This is a genomic window from Phytohabitans houttuyneae (assembly GCF_011764425.1).
In the GTDB taxonomy this organism is placed as follows: domain Bacteria; phylum Actinomycetota; class Actinomycetes; order Mycobacteriales; family Micromonosporaceae; genus Phytohabitans; species Phytohabitans houttuyneae.
The window spans coordinates 1,920,884-1,940,604 of the sequence record NZ_BLPF01000002.1 but is presented as its reverse complement, the minus strand read 5'-3'; the positions used below and the strand labels follow the sequence as shown (position 1 = coordinate 1,940,604).

Annotated in this window: 19 protein-coding genes; 7 read left to right on the top strand and 12 right to left on the bottom strand. The window is 72.5% G+C overall.

What is annotated here, in order from left to right:
* Positions 1–2: 2 nt before the first annotated feature.
* The 6 genes from Phou_RS32005 to Phou_RS31980 all read right to left on the bottom strand — a co-directional run bounded on the left by Phou_RS32005 (position 3) and on the right by Phou_RS31980 (position 7,988).
* The gene (locus Phou_RS32005) at positions 3–1,946 is read right to left on the bottom strand and encodes a glycoside hydrolase family 127 protein (RefSeq protein ID WP_173063006.1); all 1,944 of its coding nucleotides are present in this window, start codon (positions 1,944–1,946) and stop codon (positions 3–5) included.
* 2 nt (positions 1,947–1,948) lie between these two features.
* Positions 1,949–2,863: a carbohydrate ABC transporter permease gene (locus Phou_RS32000; RefSeq protein ID WP_173063003.1), complete on the bottom strand. Its 915-nt coding sequence runs from the start codon at positions 2,861–2,863 to the stop codon at positions 1,949–1,951.
* A gap of 3 nt (positions 2,864–2,866) precedes the next feature.
* Positions 2,867–3,784: a carbohydrate ABC transporter permease gene (locus Phou_RS31995; RefSeq protein ID WP_173063000.1), complete on the bottom strand. Its 918-nt coding sequence runs from the start codon at positions 3,782–3,784 to the stop codon at positions 2,867–2,869.
* 78 nt (positions 3,785–3,862) lie between these two features.
* Positions 3,863–5,164 carry an ABC transporter substrate-binding protein gene (locus Phou_RS31990; protein WP_173062997.1) on the bottom strand — a complete coding sequence of 434 codons (1,302 nt, stop codon included), beginning with the start codon at positions 5,162–5,164 and terminating at the stop codon, positions 3,863–3,865.
* Between the two features lie 55 nt (positions 5,165–5,219).
* Positions 5,220–6,752 carry an L-arabinose isomerase gene (araA, locus tag Phou_RS31985; RefSeq protein ID WP_173062994.1) on the bottom strand — a complete coding sequence of 511 codons (1,533 nt, stop codon included), beginning with the start codon at positions 6,750–6,752 and terminating at the stop codon, positions 5,220–5,222.
* 204 nt (positions 6,753–6,956) lie between these two features.
* Positions 6,957–7,988 carry a LacI family DNA-binding transcriptional regulator gene (locus tag Phou_RS31980; RefSeq protein ID WP_173062991.1) on the bottom strand — a complete coding sequence of 344 codons (1,032 nt, stop codon included), beginning with the start codon at positions 7,986–7,988 and terminating at the stop codon, positions 6,957–6,959.
* 251 nt (positions 7,989–8,239) lie between these two features.
* Between Phou_RS31980 and Phou_RS31975 the strand changes: the two genes are divergently transcribed.
* The gene (locus Phou_RS31975; RefSeq protein WP_173062988.1) at positions 8,240–8,992 is read left to right on the top strand and encodes a DUF4184 family protein; all 753 of its coding nucleotides are present in this window, start codon (positions 8,240–8,242) and stop codon (positions 8,990–8,992) included.
* 6 nt (positions 8,993–8,998) lie between these two features.
* Here the strand turns inward: Phou_RS31975 and Phou_RS31970 are convergent, their stop codons facing one another.
* The 4 genes from Phou_RS31970 to Phou_RS54630 all read right to left on the bottom strand — a co-directional run bounded on the left by Phou_RS31970 (position 8,999) and on the right by Phou_RS54630 (position 12,403).
* The gene (locus Phou_RS31970) at positions 8,999–9,823 is read right to left on the bottom strand and encodes an SAM-dependent methyltransferase (RefSeq protein WP_173062985.1); all 825 of its coding nucleotides are present in this window, start codon (positions 9,821–9,823) and stop codon (positions 8,999–9,001) included.
* A gap of 113 nt (positions 9,824–9,936) precedes the next feature.
* Positions 9,937–11,193 (bottom strand): acetamidase/formamidase family protein, encoded by a 1,257-nt coding sequence (locus tag Phou_RS31965; protein WP_173062982.1) that lies wholly within the window; start codon positions 11,191–11,193, stop codon positions 9,937–9,939.
* Between the two features lie 91 nt (positions 11,194–11,284).
* On the bottom strand, positions 11,285–12,187 hold the full coding sequence (locus tag Phou_RS31960; protein WP_173062979.1) for a hypothetical protein: 903 nt from the start codon (positions 12,185–12,187) through the stop codon (positions 11,285–11,287).
* An 84-nt stretch (positions 12,188–12,271) separates the two neighbouring features.
* On the bottom strand, positions 12,272–12,403 hold the full coding sequence (locus Phou_RS54630; RefSeq protein ID WP_281365101.1) for a hypothetical protein: 132 nt from the start codon (positions 12,401–12,403) through the stop codon (positions 12,272–12,274).
* Between the two features lie 135 nt (positions 12,404–12,538).
* On the opposite strand from Phou_RS54630, the gene Phou_RS31955 reads away from it, so the two are divergent.
* Positions 12,539–13,159 (top strand): hypothetical protein, encoded by a 621-nt coding sequence (locus Phou_RS31955; protein ID WP_173062976.1) that lies wholly within the window; start codon positions 12,539–12,541, stop codon positions 13,157–13,159.
* Positions 13,156–14,349, top strand: a complete 1,194-nt coding sequence (locus Phou_RS31950; protein WP_218579292.1) for a PrsW family intramembrane metalloprotease — start codon at positions 13,156–13,158, stop codon at positions 14,347–14,349. Before Phou_RS31955 ends, Phou_RS31950 begins: the two co-directional genes overlap by 4 nt.
* On the opposite strand, the gene Phou_RS31945 is transcribed toward Phou_RS31950, so the two are convergent.
* A complete protein-coding gene (locus Phou_RS31945; protein WP_173058969.1) occupies positions 14,346–14,585 on the bottom strand; it encodes a hypothetical protein in 240 nt (79 codons plus the stop codon). The two genes, Phou_RS31950 and Phou_RS31945, sit on opposite strands and share 4 nt — an antisense overlap.
* Positions 14,586–14,762: 177 nt before the next feature.
* Here Phou_RS31945 and Phou_RS31940 point away from each other — a divergent pair, with 177 nt between their 5' ends.
* The 4 genes from Phou_RS31940 (at position 14,763) to Phou_RS31925 (ending at position 18,815) form a co-directional block, all read left to right on the top strand.
* A complete protein-coding gene (locus Phou_RS31940) occupies positions 14,763–15,395 on the top strand; it encodes a LysE family translocator (RefSeq protein WP_173062973.1) in 633 nt (210 codons plus the stop codon).
* 85 nt (positions 15,396–15,480) lie between these two features.
* Positions 15,481–16,902 (top strand): hypothetical protein, encoded by a 1,422-nt coding sequence (locus Phou_RS31935; protein WP_218579291.1) that lies wholly within the window; start codon positions 15,481–15,483, stop codon positions 16,900–16,902.
* Between the two features lie 137 nt (positions 16,903–17,039).
* Positions 17,040–17,915 (top strand): RNA polymerase sigma factor SigJ, encoded by an 876-nt coding sequence (gene sigJ, locus Phou_RS31930; RefSeq protein ID WP_173062970.1) that lies wholly within the window; start codon positions 17,040–17,042, stop codon positions 17,913–17,915.
* Positions 17,916–18,017: 102 nt separating this feature from the next.
* Entirely contained in the window at positions 18,018–18,815 is a 798-nt protein-coding gene (locus Phou_RS31925; RefSeq protein WP_173062967.1) for an alpha/beta fold hydrolase, read from the top strand.
* 3 nt (positions 18,816–18,818) lie between these two features.
* Here the strand turns inward: Phou_RS31925 and Phou_RS31920 are convergent, their stop codons facing one another.
* Positions 18,819–19,658, bottom strand: a complete 840-nt coding sequence (locus tag Phou_RS31920; protein WP_173062964.1) for an aldo/keto reductase — start codon at positions 19,656–19,658, stop codon at positions 18,819–18,821.
* Between the last annotated feature and the right edge of the window lie 63 nt (positions 19,659–19,721).

The window sequence follows — 19,721 nt, the reverse complement described above, 5'->3', positions numbered from 1 at the left end:
CGCTAACACGGGTGTCGCGCCTCATGGGTGGTGGGGATCCAGACGCGCATCGTGGAAGGGCCGCGGTTGGCCCAGGCGTGGTACTCCACGAGGGGCACCGCGTCGAGCTCCGCGCCCGCCGCGGGCCTGGCCTCGGCCGGGTCGGTCCGGTACGGCCAGGTGTGGTCGTGCGGGCGCACCTGGTGACAGCGCACGGTGACCCGGCCGTCCGCGAGGCGGGGCGGCTCGCTGGTGTCGACCCTTAGCTCGTCGACGGTCCCCACGCCCGGCACGTCGACGGACTCCAGGGCGAAGACGACCGGACCCCGCTCGACCGCCACGCAGCCGCGGACCGCGTCGATGCGCGGGTCCGGGTACGTGAAACGGGGGGCCATCGGCAGGCACAGCACCACCTCGTCGCCGCGCCGCCAGGTGCGCCGCTCGGTCACGACGCCCGGTGCGACCGGCCGGGTCTGCCCGTCGACGATGATGGTCGCGCCCTTGCCCGCCCAGCCGGGCACCCGCAGCGACAGCGCCCACGGCTGGTCGTCGTCACTGTCGACACGCACCCGGATCTCGCCGTCGCGCGGGTAGTCGGTCTCGATCGTCACGCACAGCTCGCGCCCGTCGGCGCGGCGGTGCCGGACCGCTCCGGGGACGTACTGGTGCAGCTGCAGGCCCTCGTCGTCGGCCGTCGCCACGTACGCGGTCAGGCTGGCCAGGGTGCGGGCCACGTTGGTCGGGCAGCAGGAGACCTCGAACCAGGGGGCGCGCAGCGAGGCCGCCGCGCGCAGGCTGGGCCGGTCCGCGTCGGGCAGGGTGCCGAGCTCGCGGCGGTGCAGCGTGTTGGCGTAGAAGAAGCTGCGCCCGTCGGCCGCGGGCGAGGTCGAGACCACGTTGAAGAGCGTCCGCTCGATGAGGTCGGCGTAGCGCGGGTCGCCGTCGGCCAGCAGCAGCCGCCACGCCAGCATCACCGAGCCGATGCCCGCGCAGGTCTCCGAGTACGCCCGGTCCGGCGGCAGCATCCAGTCGCCGCCGAACGCCTCGTCCTGGTGGCGCGAGCCCTGCCCGCCGGTGACGTACGTGCGCCGCGTGACCGCGTTGGTCCACTGTGTACGGACGGCGTCCAGCAGGCTGGCGTCCTTCAGCTCGACGGCGACGTCCACCGCGCCGGCGGCGAGGTAGTTGGCGCGCACCGCGTGTCCACGCAGGACGGTCGCCTCGCGCACCGGTGTCTCGTCCTGGAAGTACTCCCGGCCGTACTCCACGTCGCTGAGCCGCCCGTGGCCGCGGCGGTCGACGAAGAGCGCGGCCTGCGCGAGGTACCGGTCGTCCTCGGTGACCCGGCCGAGCTCGACCAGCGCGGTCTCGATCCCGGGGTGGCCGCAGACGCCGTCGATGCCGTCCGGGCCGAACGTGTCGCAGATGTTGTCGGCGGCCCGGCGGGCGATCTCCAGCAGGCCGTCGTCGGCGCCGGGCCGGGTGCGGGCGCGGGCGACGGCGGCGTGGAGCAGGTGCCCGACGCAGTAGATCTCGTGACCCCACTCCAGGTCGGTCCAGCGCGCCGCCTGCCCCGCCCGGCCGAACTTGGTGTTCAGGTAGCCGTCGGCCTCCTGCGCCGCCCCCACCCGGGCCACGATCGCCCGGAACCGCGACTCGAGCCGCTCGTCGCCGCTGCGGCCGATCTCCCACGCGACCGCTTCGAGGTACTTGTAGACCTCGGAGTCGGAGAACTCGCGCCCGCGCCGGTCGGCGGCGAGGTCGCCCCCGCCCGCGGCGAGGTCGAAGTTGCGGATCCAGCCTTCGCGTTCCAGCCAGTGCTCGATGTGCGCGAGGCTCGCTTCGGCGTTGACCGACTGCCGCTCGGCCCAGAACCCGCCGGTGATCCGGACGTCGCCGAGTCCGAGCGGCCGGAGCCGGCCACGGGCCGGCAGGACGGGTGCGGCCGCGGATGCGGTGGCTTTCATGCTCAGCCTTTCAGCGCGCCGGACATGAAGCCGCGCACGTAGTGTCGTTGAAGCAGGAGGAACAGGACGATGCACGGCAGGGCGAGGATGACGACGCCCGCTTCGGTCGCTCCGTAGTCGACGACACCTTGCACCTGGCCACGCAGGTTGGACACCGCGAGCGGGAGCGTCATGCGCTCCGAGTCGTTGATGAGGATCAGCGGTGCCATGAAGTCGTTCCACGCGGCGAGGAACGAGAACAGCCCGACGGTGATCAGGCCCGGCTTCACCGCCGGCAGCAGCACCCGCCACAACGCGCCCCACGTCGAGCAGCCGTCGACCGTCGCGGCCTCGTCGAGCTCGCGCGGCACCGCCTCGAAGGAGATGCGCATCAGGAACGTGGAGAAGGGCAGCTGGAACATCGTGAGCACGAGCGCGACGCCGACCAGCGAGTTTTCCAGCCCCACCTCGTTGAGCAGGACGTAGAGCGGGATCAGCAGGGTCGCGTACGGGACCATGAGGATCGCGAGCGTGAGCAGGAACAGGAAGTTGCGCCCGGGGAAGCGGAACCGCGCGAAGGCGTAGCCGCCCAGCAGCGAGATGACCAGCGTCAGCAGCACGGTGAGCAGCGAGACGAACGCCGAGTTGAACAGGTACCGCCAGATGCCGGCCTGGTAGTTGGCGAGCGTCTCGTAGTTGCCGAAGCCCCAGCCCTCGGTCTGGTTGGTGCCGGCCTGCGGGGAGACGGAGGCGACCGCGGTCCAGACGAGCGGGGCCAGGAAGATCAGCGCGACCGCGCCGGTGAAGACCCAGTACGGCATGCGCAGCGCGACGCCGTAGACCGTGACGCCCCGCGGCTTGCGGCGGCCGGCCGGTGCGCCGGCGGGCGGCCGGGTGCCTTCGCCGGTGGTCGAGGTCGAATGCGACATGACGGCCATGCGTCAGCTCTCCTCGGACCGGAAGGCGCGCAGTTGCAACGCGTTGATGAGGATCAGGGCGAGCAGCACGATGACGGAGATGGCCGCGGCGACGCCGAGGTCGTTCTGGCCCTGGAACGCCACCGAGTAGATGAGCTGGACGACCGTGATCGTGCTGTTGTCCGGGCCGCCCTTGGTCAGGATGTAGAACTGCTCGAACGCCAGCAGCGAGCCGGTCACGCACAGCACGGTGGTCAGCGCCAGCGTGGGGCGCAGCAGCGGCAGCGTGACCCGCCAGAAGGTCTGCCAGCGGGTGGCGCCGTCCGAGCGGGCCGCCTCGAACACGTCGGCCGGGATGCCCTGCAGACCGACGAGCATGAGGACCATGTAGAAGCCGGCGTACCGCCAGACGATCAGGAACGTCGTGGACAGCAGCGCCGCGGTCGGCGAGCCGAGGAAGGTGAAGCCCCAGCTGTCCATCAGCGGCTTCAGCGGGCTGGCGAACGGCGAGTAGAACACGTAGAACAGCAGCGACGCCGAGGCCAGGCCGAGCGCGCTGGGGATGAGGAACGAGGCGCGCAGCAGGTTGTTCCACCGGCTCGACTCCTGCACCAGCAGGGCCAGACCCAGACCCAGGACCAGCAGCAGTACCGTCGCCAGCACCGTGTACTTGACGGTGAAGACCACCGAGTCGGTGAAGAAGCGGTGGTTGACCGCCTTGTCGAAGTTGTCCGGAGCGTTGAACCCTTGGTCGCCGGTGAGCAGCGGCCACCTCGACACGGACATCTTGACGACCAGCCCCAGCGGCACCACGAACAGTGCCACCACGAACACCGCGGTCGGTGTCGCGTAGAGCCAGCCGAGCAGGCCGTGCCGGCCTCTGGGGCGCGCGCGGCCCCGCGGCGGCGTCTGCGGCGGCCGCGTCGGCGCAGTGACGCTCATGGAAACCCTCGTTTCGTCGTACCGTCGGTAGCTTTCCGGTGCGGGCGGGCGCCCGGCAGGGACCCGCCCGCGCGGAACCTACTGCTGGAGCACGGCGGTGATCTCGCCGTTGTCCTTCGTGACGTCACCCTTGGCGTTGAGCACCTGGTTGCGCACCAGTGTCAGCCACGGGCTGTTCGGCGCGTTGAACGCCTGCTGGAAGTTCAGCGCGACCGGGGTGTCCCCCTTGCCGGCCACCTCGTTGATGGTGACCAGGCGCGGGTCGGTCGCGGCGTACCTGTTGTTGGCGAGGTCGGCGCGCGCGACCACGTCCTTGTTCTTCGCCAGCACCTCGACCTGGGCGTCCTCGGACATCATCCAGCTCAAGAAGTTCCAGGCCTGCGCGGCCTTCTTGGAGTCCTTGGAGACGCCGATGCCGTCGCCGCCGACGAAGGTGGACGCGCCGCCGGACGGGCCGGGGATGCCCGCGACGCCGACGTCGAACGGGGTCGAGGACAGCAGCGTGGCCGGGTAGAACATCAGGCCGACCTTGCCCTCGGTGAAGCCCGCCGTCCAGGTCGGGCCGGTCTCGCCCGCCGAGGACGGCAGCACCGCGCCGGACTTCCACAGGTCCGCCCAGGTGCTGTACACCTGCTTGGCGGCGTCGTCGGCGAGCTTGGACTCCTTGCCGTCCTCGCTCATGACCTCGCCGCCGCTGGCCCAGATCGAGGGGAACCAGGTGAAGACCAGGCATCCGCCGCAGTTGAGGCCGGTCGCCGTGCCGTAGACGCCGTCCTTCTTCAGGCCCTGGATCTTCTTGGCGGCGTCCGCGTACTCGGCGAGCGTCGCGGGCGCCTTCTCCGGGTCCAGCCCGGCGTCCTTGAACAGCTGCTTGTTCCAGAACAGCATCGACAGGTCCAGGACGAACGGCAGCACGTGCGGCTTGCCGTCGAGCGTGCCGGCCGACAGGTGACCCTTGTTGATCTGGTCCTTGAACGCCAGGCCGTTGATGTTCGCGCTGAGGTCCTGGAACAGGCCCTGGCTCACCCAGTTCGGCACGTAGACGATGTCCGCCGCGAACAGGTCCGGCAGCCCGCCGGAGCCGGCCGCCGCGCCCACCTTCGCCACGTAGTCGTCGTTGGGTACCACGGTCAGGCTGACCTTGTTCTGGTGGCTGGCGTTGTACGCGTCGACGAGCAGCTTCGCCTGCTTCTCCAGCGGCGCGCGGGTCCAGAGGGTGAGCTCGCTGCCGTCGTCGACGCCGTTGGGCCCGGCTTCGGCCGCGTCCGTACCGCCACCACCGTCGTCGCCACCGCACGCCGCCACGGCGAGCACCAGCGTCGCCGCGAGGGCCCCGGCCAGTGACCGCAGGGCGGTCCGCCGGCCCAAGGTTCGTTTCATCTGGTCGTCCTCCTCGATTTATGGGGTCATAGGTCAGTTCTCGATGGGTTGGGGCCTACAGCCGCTGTGCCAGCCGGTGGTAGGCGTTGTTCCAGCGGAGGTGGTCGGCGAACGACCGGTGCTCGGTCGTCGCGTCGATCAGGGCGAGCTCGATCCCCGCCATCTCGGCGAAGTCGGCGAGCGCCTCGCGGCCGACCGCGGTGCTCAGCACGGTGTGGTGCGGTCCGCCCGCGAGCAGCCAGCACTCGGCCGAGGTGGCGAGGTCGGGGCGGGGCTTCCAGACCGCCCGGGCGACCGGCAGCCGCGGCAGCGGCTCGTCGGGGTCGACCAGGTCGATCTCGTTGGCGGTCAGGCGCAGGCGGCCGCCGAGGTCGGCGAGGCCGACGACGATGCCCGGCCCCGGCGCGGCGGTGAAGACGAGGCGGACCGGGTCTTCGCGGTCGCCGATCGACAGCGGGTGGATTTCCAGGGCCGGCCGGTCCCGCGCGATGCTGGGGCAGACCTCGAGCATGTGCGCGCCGAGGATCTTCGGCTCGCCGGGCCCGAAGTGGTACGTGTAGTCCTCCATGAACGAGGTGCCGCCGGGCTGGTCGCCGGCGACGACCTTGAGGATGCGCAGCAGGGCGGCCGTCTTCCAGTCGCCCTCGCCGCCGAACCCGTAGCCGTCGGCCATGAGGTTCTGCACGGCGAGGCCGGGCAGCTGCTTGAGCCCGCCGAGGTCCTCGAAGTTGGTGGTGAAGGCGCCGAAGCCGCCGTCCTCGAGGAACTGGCGCAGGCCCAGCTCGATGCGGGCCCCGTAGCGCAGGGACTCGTGCCGCTCGCCGCCGCGGCGCAGCTCCGGTGCGACGTCGAAGCGGTCCTCGTACTCATCGACCAGCTTGTTCACGTTAACGTCCGCAACCTCGTCGACGCTCTCCACCAGCGCGTTCACGCCGTACGCGTTGACCGAGACGCCGAGCGTCGCCTGCGCGCCGACCTTGTCCCCCTCGGTCACCGCCACGTCGCGCATGTTGTCGCCGAACCGCGCCAGCCGCAGCGACCGGGCCGCCTGCCAGCCCGTGGCCGCCCGCGCCCAGGTGCCGATCCGGTCGCGCACGGCCGCGTCGCCGGCGAAGCCCACGACGGTCTTGCGGGCCACGCCGAGCCGGGACTGCACGTAGCCGAACTCGCGGTCGCCGTGCGCGGCCTGGTTGAGGTTCATGAAGTCCATGTCCAGCTCGGACCAGGGCAGCGAGCGGTTGGCCTGCGTGTGCAGGTGCAGCAGCGGCTTGCCGAGCGCGGACAGGCCGGCGATCCACGCCTTCGCCGGCGAGAACGTGTGCATCCAGGCGATGACGCCGACCACGGCGTCGTCCGACGTGGCGTCCAGCAGCGTGCGGCGGATCGCGTCGGCCGTGGTGAGCACCGGCTTCCACACGACCCGCGGGCCATCCGGCAGTCCGCCGGCGACGGTGCGGCACACCTCGCGCGACTGCTCGGCGACCTGCTCGAGCACCTTCTCCCCGTACAGCGACTGGCTTCCGGTCAGGAACCAGATCTCCGCCGGCTCTTTCGCGATGCCCACGACGGCCCACCCGCCTCTTCTCATTCCGAAAACCTTTTCGGAGGATTCTGGCCGCCTGTTTCGGTCGTGTCAACAGTTGATTTCCAGACCCTGGGCGCGACTCATCGACCCGCTTGAGCGGCAATCGACATCCCGCGTGCTCCGTGCCGAAACGTCGAAATCTTTTCGACGGTCACGGACAGTCAGAACCGCTGTCCAGAGCCGCGCGGCCGCCGCGCCGCGCGGGCGTCAGCTGCTCGGCGCCGTCGAGTCGCGCATCACGAGGCGGCCCGGGTACTGCTCCGACGTGGGCGGATCCCCGCCGTCGATGGCCGCGAACAGGCGCCGGCCGGCGACCGCGCCGAGGCGTTCGAGATTCATGTCGATGCTCGTGAGGCGGGGCCGGGAGTGTGCCGCGATGGCGTCCCAGTTGTCGAACCCGATCACGGAGATCGCATGGGGCACGTCGCGCCCGAGGTCCCGCAGGGTCTCCAGCACGCCCCGCGCGATCTGGTCGGAGCCGCAGAAAATCGCGTCGACCTCGGGGTGCTGCTCGACCACGATGTGCGCCGCCGCCCGGCCCCAGGTCTCGTCCCACGACCCGTAGTACGGCTGGCCGCCGAGCATGGCGAGGCCCGCGTCGGCGAGCGCCGCGGCCGCACCCTCGGCGCGGTCGCGGGCCGCCGCGAAGCCCGGCTCGCCGGTGACGTGGGCGATGTTGCGCCGCCCGCACGCCAGCAGGTGCTCGACGGCGAGCCGGCCGCCGCCGACGTTGTCGACCGTGATGGAGATGTCCTTCGGGTCGGTGGAGGGCGCGTACGCGTACACGACCGGGACCGGGATCGCGCCGGCCAGCGGCGGCCGGGGGTCGGTGCTGGACCCGACCACGATCAGGCCGTCGACCCGCCGGGACAGCAGCGCCCGGACGTGGTACGCCTCGCGGATCGCGTCACCGCGCGCGTCGCAGAGAAAGACCGAGACCTCACCGGCGCCGAACGCGTCCTCCGCGCCCATCAGGATCGGGATCGAGAACCGGCCTTCGAGGTCGCTGGTCAGCAGCCCGACCGTGCCGGTGCGGCCGCCGAGCAGCGCCCTGGCCAGCGCGTTCGGCGCGAAGGAGAGCAGCTCGGCGGCCTTGAGCACGCGCGCGCGGGTCGCCGCCTTGACCTCGTCGCGGCCGTTGATGGCCTTGGAGGCGGTCGCCACGGAGACCCCGGCGAGCTTCGCGACATCGGTCAGGGTCGGCGCCCGGTTGGCGGGGACCTCTGGCTCAGTGCTCATGTGACGCTCCCTCTCAGCGACCGAATCCGGCCACTCCCGGTAGCGCCTCCCCGATCACTTCCTACGACAGTACCGCCCCTGAAAACCTTTTCGCGGAGGCCCGGCCGCACGTCAGGTCCAACGCCAGCGGACCCGCGCCGGTCGCGGTGGCAGCCGAGGAACTCCATCACCACAGCTTGGACCCGAGGCCCGCACGGTTCCTTTACCGACCCGCCACCGTCGCCCCCCGACCGGTCCGTACGGTCCCGGGCATGCCTCTGACGCTACCGACGCACCCCGTCGCCGTCCTGCCCCTGAAGCTCTGGCGGCCGCGCTGGTTCGACGGCGTGGCCCTGGTGCTCGGCGCCGTCGCGCCCGACCTCCCCTACGCCGTCGAGGGCTACGGGGTGACCATCCACAGCCACGCCTGGCACGCGCCGCTGTGGTGGGCGCTGCCGGTCGTGCTGGTCGGCGCGCGGGTGGTGCGGTGGGCGGCACCGGTGGTGGCGGCGCACCTGCCCGCGGGCGGCCCGCTGGCGTTGCGGGACTACGGCGTGCTCGGCGGCGTGCGCCACCCGTGGTGGGTCACCGCCTGGTCGGCCGTGCTCGGGGCGGCCAGCCACATCGTGTGGGACGCCTTCACCCACCCGTACGTCGACGGCGGTCGGCTGCTGTTTCCGTGGCTGCACGAGTGGGCGGTGCCCGGGATGTCGTGGTGGGAGGTGCTGGTCATCGTGTCCGACGTGGCCGGCTTCGCGGTCGGCGCCGGGCTCGCGCTGCACCTGGGCAGCGCGCGGCTGCTGCGCCGCTGGCACGGACCGCCGCGGGCGGCGCCCCACCTGCCGGGCACCTTCTGGCTCGCGGTGTCCACAGTGGCCGCCGCCGGCATTGTCCCGCTGCCGTTTCTGCCCGGCGGGTTCCTGCCCGGACATGCGATCCGCTGCCTGCTGGTCGCCGGTCTCGCCCTGCTGGCCGGCGCCGCCGCGGTGCGGCTGCGGGCCGCGGTCGCCGCCGTGTCGCCGTGACGGACCTCAGGCCTTGCGCCCCAGCCCGGCGTAGATCCAGAACGGCTGGTCCTCGTCGCCCAGCTCGCGCCACTGTGGACGGTCGGCCGGCGGGTCCTCCGGGCGCCACAGGTGCACCGGCACGACGCCGGGCTCGAGCAGCTCGAAGCCGTCGAAGAACCGCACCACCTCGCGGTGCGGGCGGAACGTCGGCGGGTCCTTCATCATCTGCTGCATCACGTCGAGGACCTTGTCGGACTCGCTGGTGCCCTCACCGGTGATGTGCGACAGCACGAGGTAGCTGCCCGGCGCCATCGCGTCGCGCAGGCGGGCCACGACGGAGTGCGGGTCCTCCTCGTCGCTGAAGAAGTGCATGACGGCCACGCCGAGCACGCACACCGGCTGGGAGAAGTCGATGAGCTCGGTGACCTCGGGATGCTCGATGATCGCCTGCGGGTCGCGGATGTCCGCCTGCACCACGCGGGTCGGGCCGGAGCCCTCCAGCAGGGCGCGGCCGTGCACGAGCACGATCGGGTCGTAGTCGACGTACACCACGCGGTTGTCCGAGTTGACCTGCTGCACGACTGTATGCGTGTTGTCCACGGTGGGCAGACCCGCGCCCAGGTCGAGAAACTGGGTGATGCCCAGGTCGGCGACGGTGCGGGCGGCCCGGTGGAGGAAGGCGCGGTTGGCCCGCGCGCTGTCCGGGGTCATCGGCACGAGGTCGACGACCTTCTGCCCCAGGACGCGGTCGGCGGCGTAGTTGTCCTTGCCACCAAGCCACCAGTCGTACACCCGTGCCGAGTGCGGCACGTTGGTGTTCAGCTCGCGCGGAAGCTCGACATCGGACATGGCTGGTGGACATCCTCTCGTGGACGGCGAAGCCGCGAGCAGACTAGCCGATGCCGCACCGGACCGCTCCCACCGATCGGGGTGCGGTCCGGCACACGGCGTCGGGCCGCCGGTCAGCGGCGGCTCTTGAAGACGTTCTTCGGTATGTAGCCGGTCACCACCTGTGTTCGGTCGACGACCTCGGCGTTGTGGTAGTTGACGGCGATCGAGGCGAACGAGTACGCCTTGGGCACGGTCAGGCCCTGCGTGGTGACGAGGAAGTCGACGGTCTTCTCGACGGCGATCCGCATCGCGCGGTCGAGGTCCCAGTGGATGCCCATCATCATCCAGTGGTCGTCGGTCTCGGCCCAGGGCAGCTCGGTCTCGACGTTCTTCATCACGGTGATCCGGAACGTGCCGGACAGCGAGTGTTCGACGGCGGTGCCGCTGACCTCGCCGTCGCCCTGGCAGCTGTGCGGGTCGCCGACGAAGATCTGCGCGCCGGGCTGGAAGACCGGCAGGTAGAGCGTGGTGCCGACGTTGAGGTCGCGGACGTCCATGTTGCCGCCGAACTTGCCCGGTGGCGTCGAGTTCTGTACGCCGGTGGCCGGCGGCGGTGCGTTCTCGGTGTTGCCGATGAACTCGCCGGCCGGCGAGGCCACCGCGATGATCCCCATGAACTTCTGGGTCGGGATGCGGATGCCGTCCGCGAAGAAGACGACCTCCTCACCCCGGTACATGCCGGTGCGGTAGAGGTGGGTGCGGACGTCGGGCCAGACGCCGGCGGGCAGGCCGGGCGGTATCTCGGCGGGGATGTCGAGCCCCACGTCGCCTTCGCGCCACCCCGGGTAGAACGTGGCCATCACGCCGCCGGTCGGTGCGGTGTTGTTGAACCCGTACGGCACGCGGGTGTCGATGTCCAGGATGTCGATCGCGACGGTGTCGCCCGGCTCGGCGCCCTCGACGTAGATCGGGCCGGTCAGGACGTGCCCGCCGTACTGCCGGTTGGTGGCCTGCCGCTCGGGCAGCGTCTCCCAGAAGCCGATCCCGTCGTCGAGGATCTCGTGCGGCTTGACGCCGAACGCGCCGAAGTAGTCGCGGGGGTGGACGGCGGGGTTGGTGAAGCCCTGGTGGGAGAGGGTGTCGACGCGGACGGTCTGCCCGGACCGCATGGTGAGGCCGGGCGCCCAGCCGATCGGAAAGCCGCCCCAGTGCAGCTTGTCCGGGGTGGACTTGAGGTGGTGGTGCCACCTGGCGCGCTTGGATCCGCCGCCCCGCTGACCCGCCGACGCCTGGGCGGGGGCGGCGGCCGCTCCCGCCGCGAACGTCGCCGCCAAGCCGGCGGCCAGTACGCTCCGCCGGCTCGCCGAGCTCCAGTGCTTCGTGGACATGCCCAACTCCCATCTGATGATCAAGGGGTTGGTCCACTGTGTCGGCGTCGTGTTTCGGCGCCGTGACGGGTCGCGCAAATCGTTTGTCCGCTCAGGTGGCGCAGATGGCCTGGGCGACGATGAAGTCCCAGTCGGTGGAGGTCGTGTCGTTCTCCGCGGCCAGCACGTTGACGGTGCCCGAGGTCGGTCCGCCGTGCACGTCCACGTACTGCAACGCGACCTCGCCGGGTGCCGAGAAGCTCGTCGCGGCGCCCCCGCCCAGCACGGTCTTGTCGCCGGGGCACTCGGCCCACGCGTTCTTCGTCCGCTCCGAGTCGCTCTGCTGGCTCTCGACCATCACGATCTCGTAGCCGGCCGGCGCCGTCGCGCACACGGCCCACGCCCAGACGCTCCAGTCGCCGGTGTACCCGCCGGCCTCCTCGTGCGCCTGCGCGTAGACCCGGGCGCCGTCGGTGGAGGCGCGGACGACCTGCAGGCCGGCGTGCCCGTACGCGTTGTAGACGGTCCCGCCGCTGCCGACGACCTTGCGGCCGGTCGGGCAGGTGGCGGTCGCCAGCTGGCTCGCCGTGCTCGACGACACCGTGTAGCCGTACGCGATCGACATGTTGGACAGGGCCGGTGCGCAGATCGCGGTGGCGCGGACGCCCCAGTCGTCGACGGTGCCGGTCGGGTCGTTGACCGTGACCTGGTAGAAGTCCTCCTGCCCGAGGAACGGCCGGACCGCCTGCATCTGGGTGACGACCAGGCCGTCCCCCACCTGGCCGCCGAGGATGCCGCCACCGCCGCCGATGACGCGGGTGCCGGCCGGGCAGGTGGCCGTCTCGGTCTTGCTGGTGGCCGGCCCGAAGTTGAAGGACAGCGTGTCGTCGGTGACGTCGGTGATGCCGGGCACGGCGTGCGCCGGGGCGGCCATCAGCGTGGTGGTCAGGATGGCGGCCGCGAGCCCGCTCGTGCCGGCCAGGAGGCGCCGCGAGCGCGTGGAGGTGCGGGTCATGGGTGTCCCTTCGCGGTGGGCGAGGCCGGGGTGCCTCGCCCGCTCAGGGTCACGGGAGGCCGTCAGCGTGGCGTCATCACCAGATCACGGCGCGGGCGGTCCGGGGACGACGACCGTCAGCGCGGCCCGGTACCGCCGGGCCTTCTCGACGTAGCGTTCGGCGTTGGTCCGGATCCTCCCGGGGTCCGGTGGCGTGTCCCGGATCCGCGCCGGCACGCCGAGCGCGGTCGTGCGGGGCCCCGATCCTCGCCGATGACGGTCCTGAGCACCCGTTCGACGCCCGCGCCGGCAGGTGCGCCCTTCGCCGGCGAACCGGTCACGATCGGGTCGTTCGGGTGCGAAAGTGAGAACATGGCCGCTTCCGTCCCGGACACCTGGATACCGGTGGAGCGGCGGTGGCTCGGGCTGGACCGCCGCGGTCTCGTGCCGGCGATCGTGGTCGCCGCGATCGCGCTGCTGCTGTCGGTGGGCATCCCGCTGGTCGATCGGGCCGTGCCGGCCGACGTGCGGGTGATCGAGCCAGGCGACCGGCTGGACCTCGGCGGCGGGATCACGATCGCGCCGCCCGTGGGCTGGCAGCTCGACGACGGCATCCTGGTCAGCGACACCATCACGTCGCCGGTCGAGGTCGGCGGCGGCGACGCCTCGCTGACCCGGGGCGGCCTGTCGGTGGGTATCCACCTGGCGCCGTTCACCGGTGACGCGGCCGCGCTGCTCGACCAGGTCGAGAGGATCGACTCGCGGCACGGCTTCACCGTCACGGGCCAGCGCACGTCGGTGACGGCCGAGGACGGGATCACGGGCCTGGCCGAGCAGTACACCAGCGCCTCGACCCAGGGCCTCGTCGCCGCGTACGTGATCGACGGCACCGGCCTGAGCGTGATCGCCGACGGCACCGCCGGCCTGCTGCCCGCGCACCTGGCGCAGATCGACGCGATGCTGCGCAGCGTCACCCGGGCGGAGCGGGCGTGAGCGCCGCCACCGGGTCGCTGCCGGCGGACACGCGGGGCCGGGACGCCGCCATCGAGGCCTCCGGCTGGGGCCGGCCGTTCCGGTTCGTGCAGTGGCGCAACGCGGCGTTCTGGGTCTACCTCTTCGCGATGGTCGCCGGCGCCGTCAGCCTGGTCCGGTTCTACGGGCCCGGCACCGGCGTCTACGGCGTCGGCCTCGGCAGCGGCGTCCTGCTGTTCTCGCTGTACGCGATCCCGTGGCTGCTCCTGCTCAGCCACCACAACCGGTACACGTCGCTGCCGCCGGCGATGCTGCTGGTCGCGTTCCTGTGGGGCGCCGTCCCGGCCACGTACTGGATCGCGCTGCGCGCGAACACGGCGGCGCTGTCGCTGTACGGCAAGCTGTTCGGCAACGCCTGGGTGCACGACTGGGGCGCCGGCCTCACCGCGCCGTTCACCGAGGAGACCGCGAAGGCGCTCGCCCTCGTGTTGCTGATCGGGATGGCGCCGCGCCTGGTCCGCAGCCCGTACGACGGCCTGGTCATCGGTGCGTTCACCGGCCTCGGCCTGCAGCTCTCCGAGGACGTCCTGTACGCGTTCAACGCCACGACCAGCAACTTCGGCGCCGACCAGGTCGGCTCCGCGTGGGGCATCTTCGTCGGCCGCGCGGCCGCCGGCATCGTCAGCCACGCCCTGTTCAGCGCGGTCTTCTGCTCCGGCCTGATGTGGCTGCTCGGCCGCGCCGGCCCGCGCCGCGTCGCCCGCGGCCTGCTGCTCATGGCCGCCGCCGTGCTCGCGCACAGCAGCTGGGACAACATGGCCGCCTACGGCAACGCCCTCGACGGCGGCGCCGGCACGATCCTGCTGATGATCGTGATCGCCGCCGCCGAGCTCGTCCTGCTGTGGCTGACCTTCCGGCTCGCCGCGCCGCAGGAACAGGGCTGGATCCGCGCGATCCTGGCGTCCGAGGCGCGGACCGGCGTGCTCACCGACGAGGAGGTGCGGGCCGCGGGCGGCGACCGCCGGACCCGCCGGGCGTACCGCCGCTCGGTGCGCGGCCGCGCCGCCCGCAGGAGCGCCCGGCACGTCCTGGCCGCCGCCCACGACCTGGCCCAGGCGCTGGCCCGGGGCGGCGGCCGCGACACCGCGGAGGTGGTACACGCCCGGGCCGAGATCGCCCGCCTGCGATCCCGGCCCGGAGAGCCGGCCTAGGCGGCGCGGCGGCGCTGCTGTTGCGGGACCGGTCGGTGCTGCTGCGGCACGCGGGCCCGGGGCACCTCGATCAGCTCGTCGATGTTGAAGGGGCCGCCCATGGTCGCGCGGTGCTGCGCCATGTGCGCCCGCAGGCCGGCCTCCCAGATCGCCTGCTCCACGTCCGGTGGGGCTATCCACCGGTGCGAGTGGTCGCTGTAGTGCAGGTGCTCGTCGCCACGATGCATAACGCTCATGGACACAGGCTTGTCGCACGGGCCGTCCGAGAGATCCGCCACCTAACCGAGATCGCAATCTCCGCCACCGCGGGGGTGCGTAGGTTTGGCGCAAGGGGCCCACGCATAGACCGTGTCTATGAGGTGCCACGACAATCGGCATTAGTGTTTATGAGTCTGCGGGCGCAGGCTGTCCACATGCTGACCTTCGCGCTCGCCGCTCTGGTACTCGTCATGATCCCCGGGCCGGACCAGGCCCTCATCACCCGCAGCGCGCTGGTCGGCGGGCGGACCGCCGGCCTGCTGACCATGCTCGGCGGCGTGCTCGGCCTCGCCGTCCACGCCGGCGCCGCCGCCGTCGGGCTGTCCGCGCTGCTGCTCGCCTCGGCGAAGGCGTTCACCGCCCTGAAGATCGTCGGTGCGGCCTACCTGCTCTGGATGGGCGTGCAGACCCTCCGCGCGGCGGCCCGTTCCCGGCGCGGACCGGCGGAGGCGGCCGTGCCGCGCAGCCGGCCCCGGCCCGCGACGTCCGTGCGGCAGGGCTTCCTGAGCAACGCGCTCAACCCCAAGGTCGCGCTGTTCTTCGTGACGTTCCTGCCGCAGTTCCTGTCGACGGAGGCGACCGCCGGCGGCACCCGCGCCCAGGCGCTGCTGCTGTCCGCGATCTTCGCCGCGCTGTACCTGGCCTGGTTCGGCCTCTACGTCACCGCCGTCGACGGCCTCGGCCAGCTGCTGCGCCGCCCGCGCGTCAAGGCCGCGATCGAGCGGGTCACCGGCGTGCTGCTGGTCGCCTTCGCGGTCCGCCTGGCGACCGCGCACCCCGCCGCGTAACGCGCCCACGCCCCCGCTGAACTTAAGCGTCCGGACAGGTTCGCGGGACGCCCGAAAGCGTTTCGGCACTTAGTCTGAGCCGGCTATGAGTGACGTCGACCAATATCCCTCGCACCGCCGCCGGCCGCGCTTCACGGGTCGGCGGCGGCTCGCGCTCGCCGCCGTCACCGGCCTCGCCGCCGTCACCGCCCTCGGCACGGTCGCGGCCCTGTCCGCCGCCGCGCCGGGACAGGCGCCCGGCGAGACCGGTGCGAGCCTTCCCGCCGCAGCGCAGCGGTCCGGCACGCCCGCCCCGGCGCAGACGCCCACCGCCACCGCCACGCGCACCTCCCCCGCGCCGCCGGCGACCGGACCGTGCGGGCGCCCGGCCGGTGCCGAGCCGGTCGTGAAGGTCACCGAGGTCAAGGTCGGTACGCGGGTCACCGGCTACGGGCAGGAGGGCGACACGGACGCGCTGCCCATGGCGATCGCGGCCCGGCCGGACGGCGGCTCCTGGCTGGCGTGGCTGGGCACCGACGGCCGGGTGCACCTGGGCCGGCTCGGCTGCGACGACCGCCTGGTCGGCACGGCGACCAGCTTCGCCGGCATCGACCTGCAGGACGTTCAGGCCGACAGCGGCGGCGGCGTGCTGCTGCTCACCCGGCGGGGCAGCTGCGGCAGCGGGCCGCTGTGCGGCGGCTCGTCGAGCCCGTGCAACACCATGCACATGGTCCGCTTCGACAACGCGGGCAAGCTGGTCTGGGAGCGGCAGGTCACCAACCTCGGCGGCGGGCGCGACGGGTACGACGACGGCGCCCGCTTCGTCTGGTGGTACCAGCACCACGGCCGGCTCGCGTCGGACGGCACGACCTGGGCGGCGTACTTCGGCGTGGCCATCACCGTCCAAAATGGAAACTGTGTCGACGTCCACGAAGGCGACCGGATGCAGGTCGTCGACGCCAAAGGCGCCCTCGTCACGCGGCACCGCGACAGCTTCGACGTCGGATGCAGCCACAGCTGGACGGCGCGTGTCGTGTGGGACCCGCGGACCCGCCACTACGTGACCGTCTGCGCGACCGACAACGCGTGCCGCATCGCGCGCCCCGCCCCGTACCGGACCGTGGCCGCCGGCACCTGCGACGGCACGCTCTTCGGCGGCGACGTCGTGCTGGCCGAGGGGCGCGGCTACTGGACCGCGTGGAGCCAGGGCGGCCGGGTGCGCCTGGCCCGCTTCACGGACGGCCCCGCCGGCTCCACCGTCGACACGTCCGCCCGGTCGAGCCACCCGCACCTGGTCGGCTACGGCACCGGCCGGATGCTGCTGGCGTGGGGATCCGGCTCCGCGACGGCCGCCCAGGTGTACGACGCCGGCAGCGGCAAGACCGTCGGCGGCCGGTTCACGCTCACCGTGCGGGACCACAACTACCAGGCGTTCAAGGCGTACCCGGACGGCAGCGTCGCCTACCCCGCGGCCGGCGGCGGCGGCACCTCGATCCGCGTGGCCCGCGTGCTCCCCCTCGCGGGCTGAGCGTGGCGCGGGCTCCCACGGCGCCCGCGCCACCCCCATACGACCGCGCCGGGCACCGGGTTCAGCCGGGTCCTTGTCACAGGCGGCAGGACCGCGTCGTCCTAACAGTGTCGGGGCGTTCGGATGGGGGCACGGGGATGGACGACGAGCAGGCGGCCGGCGCGTTCGAGGAGCACCGCGCCCACCTCACCGGTGTCGCGTACCGGATGCTCGGCACGCTGGCCGACGCCGAGGACGCCGTGCAGGAGGCGTACCTGCGCTTCGCCCGCACCGACATCGCGCGCCTGCGGGACGTGCGGGCCTGGCTGACCACCACCGTCGCCCGGATCTGCCTCGACGAGCTCGGCTCGGCCCGCGCGCGGCGGGAAAGCTACGTCGGCCCGTGGCTGCCCGAGCCGGTCGTCGACGCGGCCGCGCTCGGCCCGGAGGACCGGGTCACGCTGGACGACTCGGTGAGCATGGCGATGCTCGTGCTCCTGGAGTCGCTGAGTCCCGCCGAGCGGACCGCGTTCATCCTGCGTGAGGTGATGGGCCTGCCGTACCCCGAGGTGGCGCTCACCGTGGGCCGGGCGGAGGCGGCCTGCCGGCAGCTCGTCGCGCGGGCGCGGGCCCACGTGCGCCGCAACGCGCCGCGCTTCACCGTCGACCAGGACCAGCACGCCGGCGCGGTCCGCGCGTTCCTCGCGGCCTGCGCGGGCGGCCGGATGGACGCGCTCGTGCGGGTGCTCGACCCGGACGTCGTCCTGCGCTCCGACGGCGGCGGGCAGGTCGCCGGCGTCGCCCGCCGCCCGGTGGTCGGTGCCGACCGCGTCGCCCGGCTGCTGGTCGCCGTCGCCGCGCGCGGCAACGCCCGCCCCGACATCCGCTCCGTGAACGGCGCCCCCGGGCTCGTCTTCGAGGCCGGCGGCCGGGTCGTCGGCGTCATGGCCTTCAGCGTCGCCGGCGACCTCATCACCGGGATCGACTTCGTGGTGAACCCGGACAAGCTCACCCGGATACCCACAGAGATGTGAGCTACCGCGACGTCCGTCGTGGTCCAGACCGTCGCTCCCGCGGCCTCACCGTCCGCGGTTGGTCGCGGTCCTTCAAACCCCTATGCCCTACGGGAGACAGCCATGTCCGAACTCGCCTTCACCCGCACCGGCAGCGGCGCGCCGCTGGTACTGCTGCACGGCATCGGGTCGCTGCGCCAGGCCTGGGCGCCGGTCGTGCCGGCCCTCGCCGAGCGGTTCGAGGTCATCGCCGTGGACCTGCCCGGCTTCGGCGAGTCTGCGCCCCTGCCGCCGTACCTCACGCCGACGCCGGCCGCCCTCGCCAACAGCGTGGCGGCCTTCCTCGACCGCCACGACATCACCGCACCGCACGTGGCCGGCACCTCGCTGGGCGGCTGGATCGCGCTGGAGCTGGCCACCCTGCGGCGGCTGGCCTCGCTCGCCCTGCTGTCGCCGGCCGGGCTGTGGCCGGGGCGCACGCCGCTGTTCAACCGGGTCAGCCTGCGCGCGATCCGGTGGTCCGCCCGACACGCCGGCGGCCTCGGCTCCCGCCTGGTGTCCTTCCGGCTCGGCCGCGCGCTCGTCCTCGGCCAGATCCACGGCCGGCCCGCCCGCGTCGACCCGGAGTACGCCCGGATGGAGATCCGCGGCATGGGCACCTGCCCCGGTTTCGAGGCCACCATGAAGGCGGCGCGCCCCCTCCACTACCGGGCTCAGTCCCCTGTGGACACACCGGTCAGCGTGGCGTTCGGCGCGCGGGACCGCATCCTGCTGGCGTCCCTGTCCCGCCGCGTCGAGCAGCTGCCGCCCGGCGCGCATATCGCCACGCTCCCCGGCTGCGGGCACGTGCCGATGCCCGACGACCCGGAGGCCGTCGCCGCGTTCATCGTCGTGGCAGCGGCGCGCGCCCGCGTCGCCTGAGCGTCAGTGGCCGAACGCGTCGGAGTCGGCGCCCGCCGCGTCGCCCTGGTCCAGCGCGGAGATCGCGGCGACCTCGTCGGCGGTGAGCGAGAAGTCGAAGATGTCGAGGTTCTGCCGCAGCCGCTCGGGGTCGCTGGACTTGGGCACGGTCGCCAGCCCCAGCTCCATGTGCCAGCGCAGCACCACCTGCGCGGGCGTCCGGCCGTGCCGCGCCGCCACCTCGACCACGACCGGCTCGCGGAGCACGTCGTTGCTCTGCCCGCCGATCGGCGACCACGACTGGGTCACGATGCCGTGCTCGGCGTGGTAGGCGCGGGTGGACTCGCGGGTCACGGTCGGGCTGAGCTGGATCTGGTTGACGTCCGGCACGACGCCGGTCTCGGCGATGACGCGTTCCAGATGGGCGGGTTTGAAGTTGGAGGTGCCGATCGCCCGCAGCCGGCCCTGCTCCAGCAGCCGCGCCAGCCCCTGGACCGCCTCCACGTAACGGTCCTGCCCCGGGTTGGGCCAGTGGATGAGCAGCAGGTCGATGTACTCCAGCCCCAGCCGGTCCAGGCTGCGCTCGTACGCCTCGGCGGCCAGCTCGACCCCGTGCCAGCGCTTGTTGAACTTGGTCGTGACGAACAGCTCATCCCGGGGCAGGCCGGAGGCCTTGAGCCCGCGACCGACACCGCGCTCGTTGCCGTAGTTTTCCGCCGTGTCCACGAGCCGGTAGCCCAGCTCGATCGCGGTGGCCACGGTCACCTCCGCGGCGGCGTCGTCCATCGGCCAGGTGCCCAGCCCCAGGCGCGGCATCTGCGCACCGTGCAGCAGCGTGACGGTGGGAGCGGTAGTCGTCGTCATGGCTCCATCCAACCCCGCGCGGGGCCGGGCCGCACGCATGACCACGATCACAGCCCAGGTCAG

Excerpts from the sequence above, each read along its gene's own strand:
- Phou_RS32005 (WP_173063006.1), bottom strand. The coding sequence starts at position 1,946 with ATGAAAGCCACCGCATCCGCGGCCGCACCCGTCCTGCCGGCCCGTGGC.
- Phou_RS32000 (WP_173063003.1), bottom strand. The coding sequence starts at position 2,863 with ATGGCCGTCATGTCGCATTCGACCTCGACCACCGGCGAAGGCACCCGG.
- Phou_RS31995 (WP_173063000.1), bottom strand. The coding sequence starts at position 3,784 with ATGAGCGTCACTGCGCCGACGCGGCCGCCGCAGACGCCGCCGCGGGGC.
- Phou_RS31990 (WP_173062997.1), bottom strand. The coding sequence starts at position 5,164 with ATGAAACGAACCTTGGGCCGGCGGACCGCCCTGCGGTCACTGGCCGGG.
- araA (WP_173062994.1), bottom strand. The coding sequence starts at position 6,752 with ATGAGAAGAGGCGGGTGGGCCGTCGTGGGCATCGCGAAAGAGCCGGCG.
- Phou_RS31980 (WP_173062991.1), bottom strand. The coding sequence starts at position 7,988 with ATGAGCACTGAGCCAGAGGTCCCCGCCAACCGGGCGCCGACCCTGACC.
- Phou_RS31975 (WP_173062988.1), top strand. The coding sequence starts at position 8,240 with ATGCCTCTGACGCTACCGACGCACCCCGTCGCCGTCCTGCCCCTGAAG.
- Phou_RS31970 (WP_173062985.1), bottom strand. The coding sequence starts at position 9,823 with ATGTCCGATGTCGAGCTTCCGCGCGAGCTGAACACCAACGTGCCGCAC.
- Phou_RS31965 (WP_173062982.1), bottom strand. The coding sequence starts at position 11,193 with ATGTCCACGAAGCACTGGAGCTCGGCGAGCCGGCGGAGCGTACTGGCC.
- Phou_RS31960 (WP_173062979.1), bottom strand. The coding sequence starts at position 12,187 with ATGACCCGCACCTCCACGCGCTCGCGGCGCCTCCTGGCCGGCACGAGC.
- Phou_RS31955 (WP_173062976.1), top strand. The coding sequence starts at position 12,539 with ATGGCCGCTTCCGTCCCGGACACCTGGATACCGGTGGAGCGGCGGTGG.
- Phou_RS31945 (WP_173058969.1), bottom strand. The coding sequence starts at position 14,585 with ATGAGCGTTATGCATCGTGGCGACGAGCACCTGCACTACAGCGACCAC.
- Phou_RS31940 (WP_173062973.1), top strand. The coding sequence starts at position 14,763 with ATGCTGACCTTCGCGCTCGCCGCTCTGGTACTCGTCATGATCCCCGGG.
- Phou_RS31935 (WP_218579291.1), top strand. The coding sequence starts at position 15,481 with ATGAGTGACGTCGACCAATATCCCTCGCACCGCCGCCGGCCGCGCTTC.
- sigJ (WP_173062970.1), top strand. The coding sequence starts at position 17,040 with ATGGACGACGAGCAGGCGGCCGGCGCGTTCGAGGAGCACCGCGCCCAC.
- Phou_RS31925 (WP_173062967.1), top strand. The coding sequence starts at position 18,018 with ATGTCCGAACTCGCCTTCACCCGCACCGGCAGCGGCGCGCCGCTGGTA.
- Phou_RS31920 (WP_173062964.1), bottom strand. The coding sequence starts at position 19,658 with ATGACGACGACTACCGCTCCCACCGTCACGCTGCTGCACGGTGCGCAG.